We start from the raw sequence: 17319 nt of genomic DNA on the forward strand, positions 1-17319 counted from the left end.
ATCAGCCCTCCGATCCGGCCTGTGCAGCCGGAGCTGCGTCGGCAGTGTTGTCGTTCGTCTTCTGCTGGGCGTCGTTGCGGCGTTCGCCGCCGCGACCGCGTCCACCGCGACCACCGCGACCGCCGCGACCACCGCGACCTCCGCGGGGGCTCGGCTGCGCAGCTTCCTGTGCGGCGAGCTCCTTGTCGGTCATGTCGCCCTTGTAGATCCAGACCTTCACGCCGATGCGGCCGAAGGTGGTGTGCGCTTCGTACAGGCCGAAGTCGATGTTCGCACGCAGGGTGTGCAGCGGCACACGGCCTTCGCGGTAGAACTCCGAGCGGCTCATCTCAGCGCCGCCGAGACGGCCCGAGCACTGCACGCGGATGCCCTTGGCACCAGCGCGCTGGGCCGACTGGATCGCCTTGCGCATTGCGCGGCGGAAGGCCACGCGGCTGGCGAGCTGCTCGGCCACGCCCTGAGCGACGAGCTGCGCGTCGATCTCGGGGTTCTTGACCTCGAGGATGTTGAGCTGGATCTGCTTGCCGGTCAGCTTCTCGAGCTTGCCGCGGATGCGGTCGGCCTCCGCGCCGCGACGCCCGATGACGATGCCCGGGCGGGCGGTGTGGATGTCGACGCGCACACGGTCGCGGGTGCGCTCGATGTTGACCTTCGAGATGCCGGCGCGCTCGAGCCCGTCGGAGAGCATCGCGCGGATCTTGACGTCTTCACCGACGTAGTCCTTGTAGCGCTGACCCGGCTTGGTCGAGTCGGCGAACCACTTGGACTTGTGGTCGGTGGTGATTCCGAGACGGAATCCATTGGGATTGATCTTCTGGCCCATCAGCGGTCTTCCTTCCGTCCGTCAGCGCTGGCGTCATCACCGGATGCGAGCACCACGGTGATGTGGCTGGTGCGCTTGTTGATGCGACCGGCGCGCCCCTGGGCACGCGGGCGGAACCGCTTCATGGTCGGTCCTTCATCTACGAATGCTTCGGAGATGACCAGGTCGTCTTCGTTGAAGGCCTCACCGAGCTTGTCTGCCTTGACACGCGCATTGGCGATGCCGGAGGAGACCAGCTTGTAGATCGGTTCGGAGGCCGACTGCTCTGCAAACTTCAGCACCGCGAGGGCTTCGGTCGCCTGCTGACCACGAATGAGGTCAACGACGCGACGAGCCTTCTGAGGCGTGACACGCAGGTAGCGTGCTTTCGCCGTGGCTTCCATCGTTTCCTTCTCTCTCTCTGCCGATCGTCAGGCAGCGCCTCAGCGGCGCTTGCCCTTCCGATCGTCCTTGTCGTGGCCGCGGAACGTCCGCGTCGGGGCGAATTCGCCGAGCTTGTGCCCGACCATGGATTCGGTGATGAACACCGGAACGTGCTTGCGTCCGTCGTGCACGGCGATCGTGTGTCCCAGGAAGTCCGGGATGATCATCGAGCGACGGGACCACGTCTTGATGACGTTCTTGGTGCCCTTTTCGTTCTGAGCATCAACCTTCTTGAAGAGGTGCTCGTCAACGAAGGGGCCCTTTTTCAGACTACGAGGCATGTTTCAGGCTCCCTATCAACGCTTCTTGCCGGTACGGCGGCGACGCACGATGAGCTTGTCGCTTTCCTTGTTGGGGCGGCGGGTGCGGCCTTCGAGCTGACCCCACGGGCTGACCGGGTGACGGCCACCGGAGGTCTTGCCCTCGCCACCGCCATGCGGGTGGTCCACCGGGTTCATGACGACACCGCGGACGGTCGGGCGCTTGCCCTTCCACCGCATACGGCCGGCCTTGCCCCAGCTGATGTTCGACTGCTCGGCGTTGCCGACCTCGCCGACCGTGGCACGGCAGCGGGCGTCGACGTTGCGGATCTCACCCGACGGCATACGCAGCTGAGCGTAGGGGCCGTACTTGGCGACGAGCTGAACCGATGCGCCGGCGGAGCGGGCGATCTTCGCACCGCCGCCCGGACGCAGCTCGACTGCGTGGACCACGGTGCCGACCGGGATGTTGCGCAGTGCGAGGTTGTTGCCCGGCTTGATGTCAGCCGTCGGTCCGGCTTCGATGCGGTCGTTCTGCTTGAGCTTGTCCGGGGCGATGATGTAGCGCTTCTCCCCGTCCGCGTAGTGCAGCAGCGCGATGCGAGCCGTGCGGTTCGGATCGTATTCGATGTGCGCAACACGTGCCGGCACGCCGTCCTTGTCATGGCGACGGAAGTCGATGACACGGTATTGGCGCTTGTGGCCTCCGCCCTGGTGGCGGGTGGTGATGCGTCCCTGACTGTTGCGTCCGCCCTTCTTGGGCAGCGGACGCAGAAGCGACTTCTCCGGCGTAGACCGGGTCACTTCTACAAAGTCGGCGACCGATGAGCCGCGGCGGCCCGGGGTCGTCGGCTTGTGCTTACGGATTCCCATGAGTCTCTATCCTTCTTCAGGTCTGACCGCTCTCAGAGCGATCCGCCGAAAATGTCGATCGAACCGTCCTTGAGGGCGACGATGGCACGCTTGGTGTCATTGCGCTTGCCCCAGCCGGTGCGGGTGCGGCGGCGCTTGCCCTCGCGATTGAGGGTGTTCACCGATGCCACCTTGACACCGAAGATCGATTCGATTGCGTACTTGATCTCAGTCTTGTTCGAACGCGGGTCCACCAGGAAGGTGTACTTGCCTTCGTCCATCAGCGCGTAGGTCTTCTCAGACACGACGGGCGCGATGATGATGTCGCGTGGGTCCTTGAACGTGACGCTCATTTGGCTTCCTCCTCACCGGACTCAGCCGTGTTCTTCTGAACCGACGACATGTCGAGGAAGCGCTGCAGAGCGGCTTCGGTGAAGACGATGTCATCAGCCATGAGGACGTCGTAGGTGTTGAGCTGTTCGGCAGTGAGCACGTGAACCTTCGGCAGGTTGCGCACGCTGCGCTCGGTGAGGTCGTCACCGCGCTCGATCACCACGAGCTTGTTCGGCCGTGTCGAGATGTTCTCCAGGGCTGCGCGTGCCTGCTTCGTCGAGGGCTTTTCGCCGTCGACGAGAGCGCTGACCACGAAGATCTGGTCGAGGCGGGCGCGGTCGGACAGGGCGCCGCGCAGGGCCGCGGCCTTCATCTTCTTGGGGGTGCGCTGCGAGTAGTCGCGCGGCACCGGGCCGTGGACGATGCCGCCGCCGGCGTACTGCGGAGCGCGGATCGAACCCTGGCGGGCGTTGCCGGTGCCCTTCTGGCGGTACGGCTTGCGGCCGCCGCCGCGCACTTCAGCGCGGGTCTTGGTCTTGTGGGTGCCCTGACGTGCGGCAGCCATCTGAGCCACCACAACCTGGTGGATGAGCGGCACGTTGGTCTGGATGCCGAAGACTGCTGCGGGCAGCTCAGCGGATCCGGACTTCTTGCCGGCGGCGTCGAGGACGTCGATGGTCTTGGTTTCAGTCATCTCTCTCAGGCCTCCTTCGCTGCGGAGCGAACGAGCACGACTGCTCCCTTGGGGCCGGGGACGGCGCCCTTGATGAGGAGCAGGTTGTTGTCGGTGTCGACAGCGTGGATCGTCAGGTTCTGGGTGGTGCGGCGCACGTTGCCCATGCGTCCGGCCATCCGCATGCCCTTGAAGACGCGACCGGGGGTGGCAGCCCCGCCGATCGAGCCGGCCTTGCGGTGGTTGCGGTGCTGGCCGTGCGAGGCTCCGACACCGGCGAAGTTGTGGCGTTTCATGACACCAGCGGTGCCCTTGCCCTTGCTGGTGGCGGTCACGTCGACCTTGGCGCCGGCCTCGAACACCTCGATGCCCAGCTCCTGGCCGAGTTCGTACTGGGCAGCATCGGAGGTGCGCAGTTCGACGAGGTGACGACGCGGAGCGACACCGGCCTTCTCGAAGTGGCCGGAGGTCGGCTTGTCGACCTTGCGCGGGTCGATCTCACCGAAGCCGAGCTGGACGGCCGAGTAGCCGTCGACGTCTTCGCTGCGGATCTGGGTGACGACGTTGGCGTCAGCCTTGACCACAGTCACCGGAACAAGGTTGGCGTTTTCGTCCCACACCTGGGTCATGCCGAGCTTGGTGCCCATGAGGCCCTTGACGGCACGTGTGGTGGGGAGCGGCTGTGAACGGGTGTTGGCCATTACTCCCCCTTAGAGCTTGATCTCGATGTTGACGTCATCGGCCAGGTCGAGGCGCATGAGCGAATCGACGGCCTTCGGCGTCGGGTCAACGATGTCGATGAGGCGCTTGTGCGTGCGCATCTCGAAGTGCTCGCGGCTGTCCTTGTACTTGTGCGGCGAACGGATGACGCAGTACACGTTCTTCTCCGTCGGCAGCGGCACTGGGCCCACAACCGTAGCTCCCGCGCGCGTCACAGTGTCCACGATCTTGCGTGCTGCACTGTCGATGACGGCGTGGTCGTACGACTTGAGCCGAATGCGGATCTTCTGTCCCGCCATGGCTTCGTCTCTTTCTGTTGGTCCTCCGGCCATCAACCATGGTCCGTACGGATCGCATGGTCTGCGCCGGCTTGCTGTGACCGACCCCCGAGGTCGGGCGTGTCGCTCTCGCCTTCCGGCCGAACGCACACACATCATCAAATGGCTGCCCGGTGCAGACGAACCCGGATCATCCAGATTCTTCCGGTCGATTCTGGGCTGTTCGCGGCACAGCGGCCGCAGTGCAGGGGTCATCTGCCCAAAACGCAACTTGTCTATACTGTCACAGCCGCTCACCGAGAGGCAAATCGGGCACCCAAGCACACCTGGCAGCGCCGCGTGAGCTTCCGCACGCAGGCGCGTCACCGCCTCGGGAGCGGACAGCGAAGCGCACCCGGCACGATAACCGGGTGCGCTCACGCAATCGCAGCCGCTGCCGGCTGCACGGGTGTCAGTTCGAGACGATCGAGCCCTCTTCGGACTGCGCCCGCTCGAGTGCGCGCTTGCGCTGCTCCTCCACGCGCTTGCCGATCTCGCGGGCGCGGTCCTCGTCGCGGGTGAGGTTCTCCCCTGTCTCGGGGTTGAAGACCATGACGTCGGCCGGGTCGAACCACAGCTCGACGTCATCACCCTCACGGACCTGCGAGCTCGGCTCGAGCGCGGCGACGACCTGCGGGCGCATGCCCTCGCCGTCGAGGTCGCGGTCGAGCTCGTCGAGCGCTTCCTGCACCTCGGGCTTGGGCTCGAAGGGCAGATAGGCGTAGATCTCGTTGCCCAGCCATTCGGTGACGTCGACCTTCGCAGTGATGACGGCGCCGCGGTCGCGCTCATCAGCGTCCATGAGGGTCGCATCGCGGAAGGCCTCGGGTCGGATGCCGGCGATGAGCAGCTGCGGGGCGTCCTTGAGCCCCTTGGCCCGCTTGCCGGGCAGTTCGAAGTCACCGAACGGCGAGCTGAGTCGGCCGTCGGTGTACTCGACGGGCAGGAAGTTCATCGACGGGGAGCCGATGAACCCGGCGACGAACAGGTTGAGCGGCTCACGGTAGAGCTCCTGCGGGCTGGCGTACTGCTGCAGTGCGCCGCGCTTGAGCACTGCAACCTTGTCGCCGAGCGTCATCGCCTCGGTCTGGTCGTGGGTGACGTAGACGGTGGTCACGCCGAGCTGGCGCTGCATGCGCGCGATCTCCGTGCGCATCTGGCCGCGCAGCTTCGCGTCGAGGTTCGACAGCGGCTCGTCGAACAGGAACGCCTTGGCATCCCGGACGATCGCCCGGCCCATCGCCACGCGCTGACGCTGGCCGCCGGAGAGGTTGCCCGGTTTGCGCTGCAGGTGCTCGCCGAGTTCGAGCATCTTCGCGGCCCGCTCGACGCGCGCGCTCACCTCGTTCTCGTCATAGTGCTCCTTGTTCAGGCGCAGCGGGAAGGCGATGTTCTCGTAGACCGTCAGGTGCGGGTACAGGGCGTAGTTCTGGAACACCATCGACAGGTCGCGGTCGCGCGGCGGCAGGTCGTTGACCCGCTTGCCGTCGATGAACAGCTCGCCTTCGGTGATGTCCTCGAGGCCGACGATCATCCGCAGCAGGGTCGATTTGCCGGAGCCGGAGGGCCCAACGAGGATGACGAACTCGCCGTTGTCGATGCTCAGCGACACGTCGTTGACGGCAGGGAAGCCGTCGCCGTAGCGCTTGACGATGTTCTTGAGGTCGATTTCAGCCATCTTGATCTCCTGAATGGGGTGCCGAAGCTGTGCGTGACGCGCGGTCGCTGGCCGCTGCCGAGGTGGTGGTGCGGGTCATCCCTTCACCGCACCCGAGGTCAGGCCGGAGACGATCTGGCGCTGGAAGGCGAGGACGATGATGATGACCGGGATGGTCACGACGATCGCGGCGGCCGCGATCGCGCCCGCCGGCTCCTCGAACTGGCTGGCGCCGGTGAAGAACGACAGCGCCGCCGGGACCGGGCGGGCCGCTGAGGTCGATGTCAGCGAGATGCCGTAGAGGAAGTCGTTCCAGGCGATGAAGAAGGCGATGATCGCCGTGGTGAACACGCCGGGAGCGGCCAGCGGGATGATGACCTTGCGGAAGGCCTGGAAGGACTTCGCGCCGTCGACCTGGGCGGCCTGCTCGAGCTCCCACGGGATCTGCTGGAAGAACGAGGTCAGCGTCCAGATCGAGATCGGCAGGGTCAGCGACAGGTACGGGATGATGAGGCCGAGCCAGGTGTCGTAGAGCCCGACGACCGACCACAGGTTGAACAGCGGGGTGACGAGCGAGATGACCGGGAAGACCGTCACCGCCAGCGACATGTAGAGCACAAACCGCTTGCCGGGGAACTCCAGCCGGGCGATCGCGTAGGCGGCCAGGGTGGAGAGGATGACGGCGATGAGCGTGGCGATGAGGCAGATCGCGATCGAGTTGCGCAGCGCCGGCAGGAACAGGTCGCGCGCCGCCCCGTTGATGATGAGGTCGTAGTTCTCCCAGCTGATCTGCGTGGGCCAGAACTGACGGTTGGAGACGTCAGCTGAGCTCTTGAGCGACAGCGACAGGGTCCACACGACCGGGAACAGCGCCCACAGCCCGATGAGGATGAAGGCGGCGATCCAGCCGAAGGTCGCCAGCGGTGTCTTCTTGCCGGAATTCATGTCCTACTCCTTCCCTGCACCGAGGTTGACGTTGAAGCCCTTGATGAACAGCAGGCAGATGAGGCCGACAGCGATGAACAGCAGCACGGAGACTGCCGAGCCGAGGCCGGTCTGCAGCTGCGAGATCGTCTGGTCGTAGGCCAGTGAGGAGACCGTGGCGGTGCCGTTGGCGCCCTCGGTCATGACGAAGACCGAGTCGAATATGCGGAAGGCCTCAAGGGTGCGGAACATGAGCGCGACCATGATCGAGGCCTTCATGTTCGGCAGGGTCACCCTCACGAGGCGCTGCCAGCGGCTGGCGCCGTCGACGGTGGCCGCTTCGAGCATGTCGCCGGGGATCTGCGCGAGCCCGGCGAGCATGAGCAGTGAGATGAACGGGGTGGTCTTCCAGATCTCGGCCAGGGAGATGACGGCGAAGGAGGACCAGAAGTTGCCGAACCAGTCGAAGCTCTCCATCCCCAGCCAGGTGCCGACGAAGCCGGTGCCCAGGTCGAAGGCGTACTTCCAGGAGAACGCCGCGACGACGGTGATGATGCCGTAGGGGATGAGGATGATCGTGCGGATCGGCCCGCGCACCGCCTTGAGCGCATTGAGCATGACGACGGCGAAAGCGAAGCCGAGGACGAGTTCGACGGCGACGGTGAAGACGGTGATGAGCAGCGTGAACCCGAGGGTCTGCCACCACAGCGGGTCGGTCAGCACGGTGACGTAGTTGAGACCCCAGTTGAAGTAGGCGTTGTCCGGGTCGGTCAGCCGCTTGTTGAAGAACGACTGGTAGACCGCCTGGAGGATCGGGTAGCCGGTCACCAGCAGCAGCACGGCACCGGCCGGCCAGGCGAGCATGAGGCCCAAGCGCGCCTCGTCCTTCGTGCGCTGGGACTTGTGCGCCTTGCCCTTCCGCTTGCCCGTCGCCGAGGCGCCCTGTCCTGCCGCGGCGTCCGTCGCCTCGGTCTTGGAGGTCGTGAGCAGGTGTGTGTCGTCGTTGGTCACAGCAGCGCCTCTCCACGCAGGATCTCGAGGATGAGATCGGCTGAGGTCTTCGGTGTGCTCTCGGGGCTGACGTCAGCCGGCGGGTGCCAGGATCGCTGGATGCCGCCGGTGATGCCGTTGTAGTACGGCGAGAGCGGGCGGGGCTTCGCCACGTCGAGCGAGTCGAGGATCGCTTCGGAGTACGGGGCCTCCTCCTGCACCTTCGGGTCGTCGAAGGCGGCGCGGGTGGCCGGCGGCAGCCCGTCGGTGATGTAGTACTCGGCCTGCTTCTGCGTCTCGCGGATGCAGCTGATCGCCTCGAAGGCTTCGTCCTGGTGGTCGGAGAACGCGCCGACGGCGAGCTTGCCACCGCCGAGCGGTGCGGCACCCGGTGTGCCCTCTTCGACCGCGGGGTACTGAGCCCAGCCGACGTCGTCGAAGACCTCCTGGTCGAGGCTGCCGTCCTCGACGGCGGCCTTCATGGCTGGGTAGACGAAGGGCCAGTTGACCATGAACCCGCCGTTCTCACCCTGGAAGCGCAGCATCGCGCCCTGCTCGTCGAGGTTGGAGAAGTTCGGGCCGCCCAGGCCCTCCGAGCCGATCGTGTCGACGATCTGCGCGGCTTTCTCCCCTGCTGGGGAGTCGAGGCCGAGTTCGGTGTCCTCGGGTTCGGCTTCGGGGTCCTTGACGATCGCCTCGCCCTGGGATTCGTAGAGCGCGTTGACCCACACGGTCAGCGATTCGGCGCGGATGCCGTGGGCGCCGATCTCCTTGTCCTGGTCCTTGGCCGCTTCGATGATCTGATCCCAGGTGACCGGCTTCTCCATGTCGAGGCCGGCCGCCTCGGCGACGGACTTGCGGTACCACAGGATCTGGGTGTTGGCCTGAACGGGGGCGACGACGAGCTGGTCCTCCCACATCGACGACTCGACTGCCGCCTCGACGACGTCATCGGTGAATTCGTCGACGTACTCCTCAGGCACCGGGGCGATGAAGCCGGCGTTGGCGAACTCAGGAACGTAGACGGTGTCGATGCTCATGATGTCGATCGAGGCGTCTTTGGAGGCAAGCCTTCGGATGAGCTGCTCGCGCTGACCGGCGGCGTCGCTGGGCAGCATCGAGGTCTGGATCGTGTATTTGCCCCCGGAGGCCTCGGTGCAGGCTTCGGCCATTGCCGCCTTGCCGCCGTTGTCGGGGTCGATGTACCACGTCAGCGTCTTCGCGTCCTCTTGCGTGCCGCAGCCGCTGAGGGCCATGAGCGTCGCTGTCGCCATCGCCGCTCCGGCCAGCAGCCGGGTCCTGCGGCGGCGGGATGGATCCGTCATCAGCGCTCCTCCAGCCTTCCGTCTCGCGGTTCTTGCGAACCTCGCCGGTGCCGTGCAGCCCTGTGCGGTGCATTGAGGGATCCTGCAAGACACACCACAATTCTGGTCTCACCTTAGCGGAGAATCGGCGAATGTGCGGGAAGAGCCGACCAGAAGACCAGTTCAGGGCGCTGAATGCACGAAGCCCCGGGAGTCGCAATGACTCCCGGGGCTTCAGTGTGATCGTGTGTCGATCACATCATCTGATCAGTGATCAGGCGATGATCTCGGTGACACGGCCGGCACCGACGGTGCGGCCGCCTTCGCGGATGGCGAAGCGCAGGCCCTCTTCCATAGCGATCGGCTGGATGAGCTCAACGGTCATCTCAACGTTGTCGCCCGGCATGACCATCTCGGTGCCTTCCGGCAGCTCGATGACACCGGTGACGTCGGTGGTGCGGAAGTAGAACTGCGGGCGGTAGTTGGAGTAGAACGGGTTGTGACGTCCGCCCTCTTCCTTCTGCAGGATGTAGACCTGGCCCTTGAACTTCGTGTGCGGGGTGATCGAGCCCGGCTTGCAGATGACCTGGCCGCGCTCGACGTCCTCGCGCTTGGTGCCGCGGAGCAGGAGGCCGACGTTCTCACCGGCGCGAGCGTCCGGCAGGGTCTTGCGGAACATCTCGATGGCGGTGACGGTGGTCTTCTGCGACTGCGGCTTGATGCCGACGATCTCGATCTCCTCGTTCGGCAGCAGCACGCCGCGCTCCACACGACCGGTCACGACGGTGCCGCGGCCGGTGATGGTGAAGACGTCCTCGACAGGCATGAGGAACGGCTTGTCGATGTCGCGCTCCGGCTCCGGAACGTTCTCGTCGACGGCGTCCATGAGCGCCTCGACGGTCTTGACCCACTCCGGGTCGCCTTCGAGAGCCTTGAGAGCCGAGACGCGGACGATCGGGGCGTCCTCGTCGAAGTCCTGCGAACCGAGCAGGTCGCGGATCTCCATCTCGACGAGCTCGAGCATCTCATCAGCGTCGTCGCCGTACTCAGCGAGTGCCGCGTCGGTCTTGTTGAGAGCGACGAGCAGGTACGGAACGTTGACCTGGCGGGCGAGCAGGACGTGCTCGCGGGTCTGCGCCATGATGCCGTCGGTGGCGGCGATCACGAGGATCGCGCCGTCCATCTGAGCGGCACCGGTGATCATATTCTTGATGTAGTCAGCGTGGCCCGGGGCGTCGACGTGTGCGTAGTGACGCTTCTCGGTCTCGTACTCAACGTGCGAGACGTTGATGGTGATGCCGCGCTGCTTCTCTTCCGGCGCGTTGTCGACTTGGTCGAAGGCCTGAGCCTGGTTCAGGTCCGGGTACTTGTTTGCCAGAACGTTCGTGATAGCCGCGGTCAGAGTCGTCTTACCGTGGTCAACGTGACCAATGGTACCGATGTTGACGTGCGGCTTAGTCCTGTCGAAACTAGCCTTTGCCACTGGGTTCCTCCTCGTGGTTGGTTCGGGACATGCGGTTCATGCCCCGCGCCTTTTCTGTTGTTGACAGCTGCCGGCTGGCGCCGGCGGCAACGGGCGAGATTACTCTTCGCCGCGGGTCTTCTGGATGATCTCGTCGGCGACAGCCTTCGGGACCTCCGCATAGCTATGGAACTGCATCGAGTACATAGCGCGGCCCTGGGTCTTCGACCGCAGGTCGCCGATGTAGCCGAACATCTCCGACAGCGGAACATGCGCACGGACAACCTTAACGCCTGTGGCATCCTCCATCGACTGGATCTGTCCGCGCCGCGAGTTCAGGTCGCCGATCACGTCACCCATGTATTCCTCAGGGGTGCGCACCTCGACCTCCATGAGCGGTTCGAGCAGAGCCGGGCTCGCCTTCTGGACGGCCTCCTTGAGGACCATCGAGCCGGCGATCTTGAACGCCATCTCCGAGGAGTCGACATCGTGGTACTGGCCGTCCACAAGGGTGGCCTTGATGCCGACCAGCGGGTAGCCGGCCAGCACCCCCATCTGCATGGCATCCTGGATGCCCTGGTCGACGCTCGGGATGTACTCGCGCGGCACGCGGCCGCCGGTGATGGCATTCTCGAATTCGTAGATCTGGTCGCCAGTGACCTCCATGGGCTCAATGGTGACCTGCACCTTGGCGAACTGGCCGGAACCGCCAGTCTGCTTCTTGTGCGTGTAATCGGCCTTCTCCACCTTGCGGCGGATGGTCTCGCGGTAGGCGACCTGCGGCTTGCCGATGTTGGCCTCGACCTTGAATTCGCGCTTCATGCGGTCGACGAACACATCGAGGTGCAGCTCGCCCATGCCGCCGATCTCGGTCTGGCCCGTCTCCTCGTTGAGGTTGACGGTGAAGGTCGGATCCTCCTTGACCAGCTTCTGGATCGCGGTCGAGAGCTTCTCCTGGTCGCCCTTGGTCTTCGGCTCGATCGAGACGAAGATGACAGGCTCTGGGAAGGACATCGACTCGAGCACGACCGGCTGCTGTGCATCGCACAGGGTGTCGCCGGTGGTGGTCTCCTTGAGGCCGATGAATGCGTAGATGTGTCCGGCGACTGCTTCCTCGACAGGGTTCTCCTTGTTCGAGTGCATCTGGAACATCTTGCCGACGCGCTCCTTCTTGCCGCTGGTCGTGTTGAGCAACTGCTCACCCGACTTCACGGTTCCGGAGTACACGCGGACGTAGGTCAGCGTTCCGAAGAACGGGTGGCTGGCGACCTTGAAGGCCAGGCCGGCGAACGGTCCGTCCTTGCGCGGCTCGCGCGTGACGACCTCGTCCTCCTTGCCGGGGGCGTAGCCCTCGACAGCCGGGACGTCGAGCGGGCTCGGGAGGTAGTCGATGACGGCGTTGAGCACGAGCTGGATGCCCTTGTTCTTGAACGCCGAACCGCACATCACCGGGAACGCCTCAGAGGAGATGGTCAGCTGGCGGATGCCGGCCTTGAGCTCGTCGATGGTGAGTTCGCCCTCTTCGAGGTACTTGTCCATGAGCTCTTCGCTGGCCTCAGCGACATCCTCCATGAGGTTCGCGCGCATCTCCTCGGCGCGTGCCTTGAACTCCTCGGGGATCTCGATCTCGGCCATGTCCTGGCCCATCTTCGACTCGTCGGGCCATTCCCAGGCCTTCATCTCAACAAGGTCGATGACAGCACGGAAGTCGGACTCAGCACCGATCGGCAGCTGGATGACCAGCGGCTTGGCTCCGAGGCGCTCACGGATGGTCTTGACGGTGAAGTCGAAGTCAGCACCGAGCTTGTCCATCTTGTTGACGAAGCACACGCGCGGAACGTCGTACTTGTCAGCCTGACGCCACACGGTCTCGGACTGCGGCTCAACACCTTCCTTGCCGTCGAACACGGCAACGGCACCGTCGAGCACGCGCAGCGAGCGCTCCACCTCGACGGTGAAGTCGACGTGGCCCGGGGTGTCGATGATGTTGATCTGGTTGTCTTCCCAGTAGCAGGTGGTGGCAGCCGAGGTGATCGTGATGCCACGCTCCTGCTCCTGCTCCATCCAGTCCATCGTCGAGGCGCCGTCGTGGGTCTCGCCGAGCTTGTAGTTCACACCGGTGTAGAACAGGATGCGTTCGGTGGTAGTGGTCTTACCGGCATCGATGTGAGCCATGATGCCGATGTTGCGGACCTTCTTGAGGTCAGTCAGCACGTCGAGTGCCACGGTGTCTCTCTTCCGTCTCGTTGAGTTGGACAGCGGGCCGGACCGGGTCGGGCCGGTCCGGCCCAGCGTCGCTTACCAGCGGTAGTGGGCGAAGGCCTTGTTGGACTCGGCCATCTTATGCATGTCCTCGCGGCGCTTCACAGCGGCGCCCAGACCGTTGCTCGCATCCAGGATCTCGTTCTGGAGGCGATCGGTCATGGTCTTTTCACGGCGCTGACGGGCGAAGCCGACGAGCCACCGCAGAGCGAGGGTGGTCGAGCGCGCTGCACGCACTTCGACCGGCACCTGGTAGGTCGCACCGCCGACACGGCGCGAGCGGACCTCGAGCGCCGGGCGGATGTTGTCCAGGGCCTTCTTGAGCAGCGAAACCGCGTCGGTGTTGGCCTTCTCAGCGGCGGCTTCGAGGGCGCTGTAGACGATGCGCTCAGCGGTGGAGCGCTTGCCGTCGAGGAGCACCTTGTTGATGAGCTGGGTGACCAGCGGCGAGTGGTAGACCGGGTCGATGCCGACCGGTCGCTTGGGGGCGGGACCCTTACGTGGCATTACTTCTTCTCCCTCTTGGCTCCGTAACGGCTGCGTGCCTGCTGGCGGCCCTTGACACCCTGGGTGTCGAGCGATCCGCGCACGATCTTGTAGCGCACGCCGGGGAGGTCCTTGACTCGGCCTCCGCGGACCAGCACGATCGAGTGCTCCTGCAGGTTGTGGCCCTCGCCCGGAATGTAGGCGGTCACCTCGATCTGGCTGGAGAGCTTGACACGTGCGACCTTGCGCAGTGCCGAGTTCGGCTTCTTGGGAGTGGTGGTGTACACGCGGGTGCACACGCCGCGGCGCTGCGGACTGCCCTTGAGGGCAGGCGTCGCGTTCTTCGCGGCCTTGTCGTGCCGGCCCTTGCGGACCAGCTGCTGGATTGTAGGCACTGAATATTCTCCGATGCTTCTCGATATACCTAAGTCCGATGGCGATCACAGCGCCTGCTGTGCCGTCCGCACCCTCGGACATGTCCTGCTGGGAGCGGGTGAAGCTGCCTGCCCGTCCCCAGTCCCCGCGATTCCCCGCTGCATCCGGAACCGGATGTGCCATGATGGCAGGGCGCCCTTGTCGAGCTGCCGAAACAGCCAGTCAGAGAACCGATGGGGCCTTGCGGCCTGCATGACACCGCCCGCGGCTGCTCCTCGTCACCCGGTGCGGAGCGGGTGACACAGCCTCGTGCGCGCATGCGGACACGATCTGATCACAATCAGTCACAGTACAGCCTAGACGGTGGCGGCGCCGCCGGTCAAAACGACCTCAGCGCCTGGTTCCGTGCGGAGAATCCGCTTCGACTCGCGCGGTGGGCTGCGCCGCGAATGCTCCCAATCGGCGGCGTTACGCGCAGGTCACGTTCCGTTCGCCGGACTTGGTTATGCTGGGCACATGTCCGACCTCGTACCCAGCGCCGGAGACAGCGACCGGCCCCGCAAGCTGCGCGCCGGCGATCAGGACCGCGACGCCGTCCTCGACGTCCTCTCCGCCGCCCACGCCTCCGGTCGCCTCGACCCCACAGAACTCGATGAGCGGCAGGAGGCGACAATGGCGACGAAGTTCCTTGCGGAGCTCCCCGAGCTCATCGACGACCTGCCCGAAGGCGATGAGCTGCTGGCCCGCCTGCGTGCCGAGGCCGGAATCGACCACGGGCACGGCGCCTCGGGCACGGCGCTGTCGCACCGCCGCAAGCATATTCCGCCAGCTACGCCCGGCACCGGCAAACCCGTCTACGACATCGCAGTCCTCGGCGGCTCCGCGAAGACGATCGTCGCCGGCACTTCGAAGGTCGAGACGTATGCGCTCATGGGCGGCAGCGAGATCTACCTGCACGAGGTGATGGGCCCCGGCGTGGAGCTCAGGCTCACGAACGTCGCGATCATGGCCGGCCACGACATCTACGTGCCGGCCGGCGTCAAGGTCATCGACAACACCGTCAACTTCCTCGCCGGCAACGACGTTGCCCGCAATGCCAGCGGCGACGGCTCCAACGGCACCCTCATCCTCGACGGCTTCAACCTCATGGCCGGCCACGACGTCAAGCTCGACCCGAACTGGACACCCGAGGACCGCTGAGCGCTCGCGTGAACCGACCTGACCCGAACCTGAAACCGACCCGAGAGGACCTGCAGTGAACATCGGCATTCTGACCTCCGGCGGCGACTGTCCCGGACTCAACGCTGTCATCCGAGGCGCGGTGCGCAAGGGCATCCGCCAGTACGGCTACAGCTTCTCCGCGATCCGCGACGGCTGGCGCGGGCTGCTCGAAGACGACATCCATCCGCTGCATATGGTCGATGTCCGCGGCATCGGCGCGCGCGGCGGCACCATTCTCGGGACCTCGCGCACGCACCCGTACTCAGGCGGCGGGCCGGAGAAGATGAACGAGGTGATGGCCGCGCGCGGCATCGACGCCGTCATCGCGATCGGCGGCGAGGGCACGCTGGCCGGCGCCTCGCGACTGGCTGATGACGAGGGGCTGCCGGTCATCGGCGTGCCGAAGACGATCGACAACGATCTGGACAACACCGATTACACCTTCGGCTTCGACACCGCCCAGGAGATCGCCACCGAGGCGATCGACCGTCTGCGCACGACAGCCGAAAGCCATCACCGCTGCATGGTGCTCGAGGTCATGGGGCGCAACGTCGGCTGGATCGCGCTGCAGTCCGGCATGGCCGGTGGTGCGCATGCCATCCTCATCCCGGAGTTCCCGGTCGGCTACGAGCAGATCTGCGATTGGGTGCGCTCAGCGTGGGATCGCGGCCGCGCCCCGCTCGTCGTCGTGGCGGAGGGCTTCGTGCCCGAGGGGCGTGACGACCAGGTCTCAGATGCCGGTCTCGACAAGCACGGGCGGGTGCGTCTGGGCGGCATCGGCAACCACCTCGCCCCGATCATCGAAGAGCGCACCGGCTTGGAGACCCGGGCGGTGACGCTCGGCCACCTGCAGCGCGGCGGCTCCCCGACGGCCTATGACCGGGTGCTCGCCACCCGGCTCGGAATGGCGGCAGTCGATCTGTGTCACGACGCCGACTGGGGTCAGATGGCCAGTCTGACCGGCACCGACATCATCCGGGTGCCGATGGCCGAGGCAGTCGACCGGCTCAAGTTCGTCCCGCAGCACAGGTGGGATGAAGTCCAGGCGCTGCTCGGCTGAACTCGTCAGCCAGCAGGGTGGGCGCCAGTCGCGCCGCCACCTGATCCTGCAGCTGGCCGGCTGCCGCGGGGTCTGCTGCCAGTGCCAGCAGCTCGTGCGCATCGAAGGCCACGACCTCGTAGCCGAGTGCGCGGATCGACTCATAGGCCGATTCGAGCACCTGCATATTCTCCCCTGGCCGCCAGACGTCGACGACGACACGCGGGCGGGGAAAGAGGAACGACACTGCCGCTCCCTCGGCCGGCTCTTCGGCCCCCGGCAGCACAACGTGCTGGCGGAAACCGGTGATCCCCAGACCCCGCAGCACGGCGAGCAGCACCGATTCAGCCGGTATCACCGCCTCGCCGGTGGCGGTGCGGAGCACCATCCGGACCTGGGCGAAGCGGTTGCGCCGCTGCTGCGTCTCAGCCACGGTGTGCAGCTCTCGCCGGGTGTGCTCCCGGTCGTGCGCACCGCGCAGCAGATGGTCAGCGGCCAGCACCCCCGCGATGATCCCGACGTCGCGGGCCACGTCGATGACCGTGCGGACCGGGCTGGTGATCTGCAGGTCGCCGATCGTCAGGCGGTCGGCAGGCAGCACCGGGTTGCGCCAGCGCCGCAGGAGCGCCGACTCCACCCCCTTGCGCGGGTGCGAGACATGCATCGGCGCCTCGTCGGCCGAACCGATGACAGGCATGCCGTGCAGACGTGCGGCGGTCTCATGCGAGATGACGTCAGAGGGCGCCAGGGGCGGGAGGGGCTCGGGCAGCACTGCTGCTGCAGTGTGCGTGATCGCTGTCGGCTCCCAACGGCGGAGCGGTGTTGTCGTGTCCATGCTGCCACCCTGCTGCCCACGGCCCACGATGGCCAGAGGCTGCCGCGGTCTGTGGAAAAGCCGCAATCTGCCCACAGGTATGTCCACAGATGTGCAGGAGGTTACTCACGCTCCGTTACGCGACCGTCGCACTCCCCGCCCTCCCCCGTCACACAAGGCATGCAGACGGGTTACCGAAACGTAGGCCGCGGGAACGAGCAGTGGCGATTCCCACCTCGGGAACGGGGCCGAAAACCGCGTGAGACCGGGCATGATGCGCACTGTCCACAGAGATGTGCACAGTTGCTGCCAGCTGTGGGAAACCGGGGGTGAATGCCAACGGGGCGGGGGGGGGGGGGGGGGTGGCCCCCCCCCCGCCGACGT

General features: G+C 65.6%; 19 protein-coding genes. 2 read left to right on the top strand and 17 right to left on the bottom strand.

What is annotated here, in order from left to right; all coding sequences use genetic code 11:
• Window position 1: 1 nt before the first annotated feature.
• From rpsC to rpsL, 16 genes are all read right to left on the bottom strand, one after another.
• On the bottom strand, window positions 2-823 hold the full coding sequence (gene rpsC / locus M3B11_RS08670; RefSeq protein WP_259877107.1) for a 30S ribosomal protein S3: 822 nt from the start codon (window positions 821-823) through the stop codon (window positions 2-4).
• Window positions 823-1206, bottom strand: a complete 384-nt coding sequence (gene rplV, locus M3B11_RS08675; protein WP_165884685.1) for a 50S ribosomal protein L22 — start codon at window positions 1204-1206, stop codon at window positions 823-825. Before rplV ends, rpsC begins: the two co-directional genes overlap by 1 nt.
• A gap of 39 nt (window positions 1207-1245) precedes the next feature.
• On the bottom strand, window positions 1246-1527 hold the full coding sequence (gene rpsS, locus M3B11_RS08680) for a 30S ribosomal protein S19 (RefSeq protein WP_102161493.1): 282 nt from the start codon (window positions 1525-1527) through the stop codon (window positions 1246-1248).
• A gap of 15 nt (window positions 1528-1542) precedes the next feature.
• Window positions 1543-2379: a 50S ribosomal protein L2 gene (gene rplB, locus M3B11_RS08685; protein ID WP_259877108.1), complete on the bottom strand. Its 837-nt coding sequence runs from the start codon at window positions 2377-2379 to the stop codon at window positions 1543-1545.
• Between the two features lie 32 nt (window positions 2380-2411).
• Window positions 2412-2711 carry a 50S ribosomal protein L23 gene (gene rplW / locus M3B11_RS08690; RefSeq protein ID WP_259877109.1) on the bottom strand — a complete coding sequence of 100 codons (300 nt, stop codon included), beginning with the start codon at window positions 2709-2711 and terminating at the stop codon, window positions 2412-2414.
• Window positions 2708-3385: a 50S ribosomal protein L4 gene (rplD, locus tag M3B11_RS08695; RefSeq protein ID WP_259877110.1), complete on the bottom strand. Its 678-nt coding sequence runs from the start codon at window positions 3383-3385 to the stop codon at window positions 2708-2710. The genes rplW and rplD overlap by 4 nt, the downstream gene beginning before the upstream one ends.
• A 5-nt stretch (window positions 3386-3390) precedes the next feature.
• Complete coding sequence (gene rplC, locus M3B11_RS08700) at window positions 3391-4065, bottom strand: 50S ribosomal protein L3 (protein ID WP_259877111.1); 675 nt, start codon at window positions 4063-4065, stop codon at window positions 3391-3393.
• 9 nt (window positions 4066-4074) lie between these two features.
• Window positions 4075-4383: a 30S ribosomal protein S10 gene (rpsJ, locus tag M3B11_RS08705; protein ID WP_009379191.1), complete on the bottom strand. Its 309-nt coding sequence runs from the start codon at window positions 4381-4383 to the stop codon at window positions 4075-4077.
• Between the two features lie 430 nt (window positions 4384-4813).
• Window positions 4814-6079 carry an ABC transporter ATP-binding protein gene (locus tag M3B11_RS08710; RefSeq protein WP_259877112.1) on the bottom strand — a complete coding sequence of 422 codons (1266 nt, stop codon included), beginning with the start codon at window positions 6077-6079 and terminating at the stop codon, window positions 4814-4816.
• A 75-nt stretch (window positions 6080-6154) separates the two neighbouring features.
• Complete coding sequence (locus M3B11_RS08715; RefSeq protein WP_259877113.1) at window positions 6155-7003, bottom strand: carbohydrate ABC transporter permease; 849 nt, start codon at window positions 7001-7003, stop codon at window positions 6155-6157.
• 3 nt (window positions 7004-7006) lie between these two features.
• Complete coding sequence (locus tag M3B11_RS08720) at window positions 7007-7993, bottom strand: carbohydrate ABC transporter permease (protein ID WP_259877114.1); 987 nt, start codon at window positions 7991-7993, stop codon at window positions 7007-7009.
• Window positions 7990-9297, bottom strand: coding sequence for an extracellular solute-binding protein (locus M3B11_RS08725; RefSeq protein WP_259877115.1), 1308 nt, complete (start codon window positions 9295-9297; stop codon window positions 7990-7992). The genes M3B11_RS08720 and M3B11_RS08725 overlap by 4 nt, the downstream gene beginning before the upstream one ends.
• A 253-nt stretch (window positions 9298-9550) precedes the next feature.
• Complete coding sequence (tuf, locus tag M3B11_RS08730; protein WP_191724906.1) at window positions 9551-10759, bottom strand: elongation factor Tu; 1209 nt, start codon at window positions 10757-10759, stop codon at window positions 9551-9553.
• Window positions 10760-10858: 99 nt separating this feature from the next.
• Window positions 10859-12964, bottom strand: a complete 2106-nt coding sequence (gene fusA / locus M3B11_RS08735) for an elongation factor G (protein WP_259877116.1) — start codon at window positions 12962-12964, stop codon at window positions 10859-10861.
• A 72-nt stretch (window positions 12965-13036) separates the two neighbouring features.
• Complete coding sequence (gene rpsG / locus M3B11_RS08740; RefSeq protein WP_170273283.1) at window positions 13037-13507, bottom strand: 30S ribosomal protein S7; 471 nt, start codon at window positions 13505-13507, stop codon at window positions 13037-13039.
• Window positions 13507-13881 (bottom strand): 30S ribosomal protein S12, encoded by a 375-nt coding sequence (gene rpsL, locus M3B11_RS08745; protein ID WP_102161472.1) that lies wholly within the window; start codon window positions 13879-13881, stop codon window positions 13507-13509. Before rpsL ends, rpsG begins: the two co-directional genes overlap by 1 nt.
• Window positions 13882-14377: 496 nt before the next feature.
• Between rpsL and M3B11_RS08750 the strand changes: the two genes are divergently transcribed.
• Together M3B11_RS08750 and M3B11_RS08755 are read left to right on the top strand one after the other, a co-directional pair.
• On the top strand, window positions 14378-15061 hold the full coding sequence (locus M3B11_RS08750) for a DUF1707 domain-containing protein (protein ID WP_259877117.1): 684 nt from the start codon (window positions 14378-14380) through the stop codon (window positions 15059-15061).
• A gap of 55 nt (window positions 15062-15116) precedes the next feature.
• Window positions 15117-16142, top strand: coding sequence for a 6-phosphofructokinase (locus M3B11_RS08755; protein ID WP_259877118.1), 1026 nt, complete (start codon window positions 15117-15119; stop codon window positions 16140-16142).
• On the opposite strand, the gene M3B11_RS08760 is transcribed toward M3B11_RS08755, so the two are convergent.
• On the bottom strand, window positions 16090-16956 hold the full coding sequence (locus M3B11_RS08760) for a hypothetical protein (protein WP_259877119.1): 867 nt from the start codon (window positions 16954-16956) through the stop codon (window positions 16090-16092). The genes M3B11_RS08755 and M3B11_RS08760 overlap by 53 nt on opposite strands.
• Window positions 16957-17319: the final 363 nt, after the last annotated feature.

Origin of the sequence: Brevibacterium sp. p3-SID960 (genome assembly GCF_025144725.1) — a bacterium.
Lineage (GTDB): Bacteria > Actinomycetota > Actinomycetes > Actinomycetales > Brevibacteriaceae > Brevibacterium.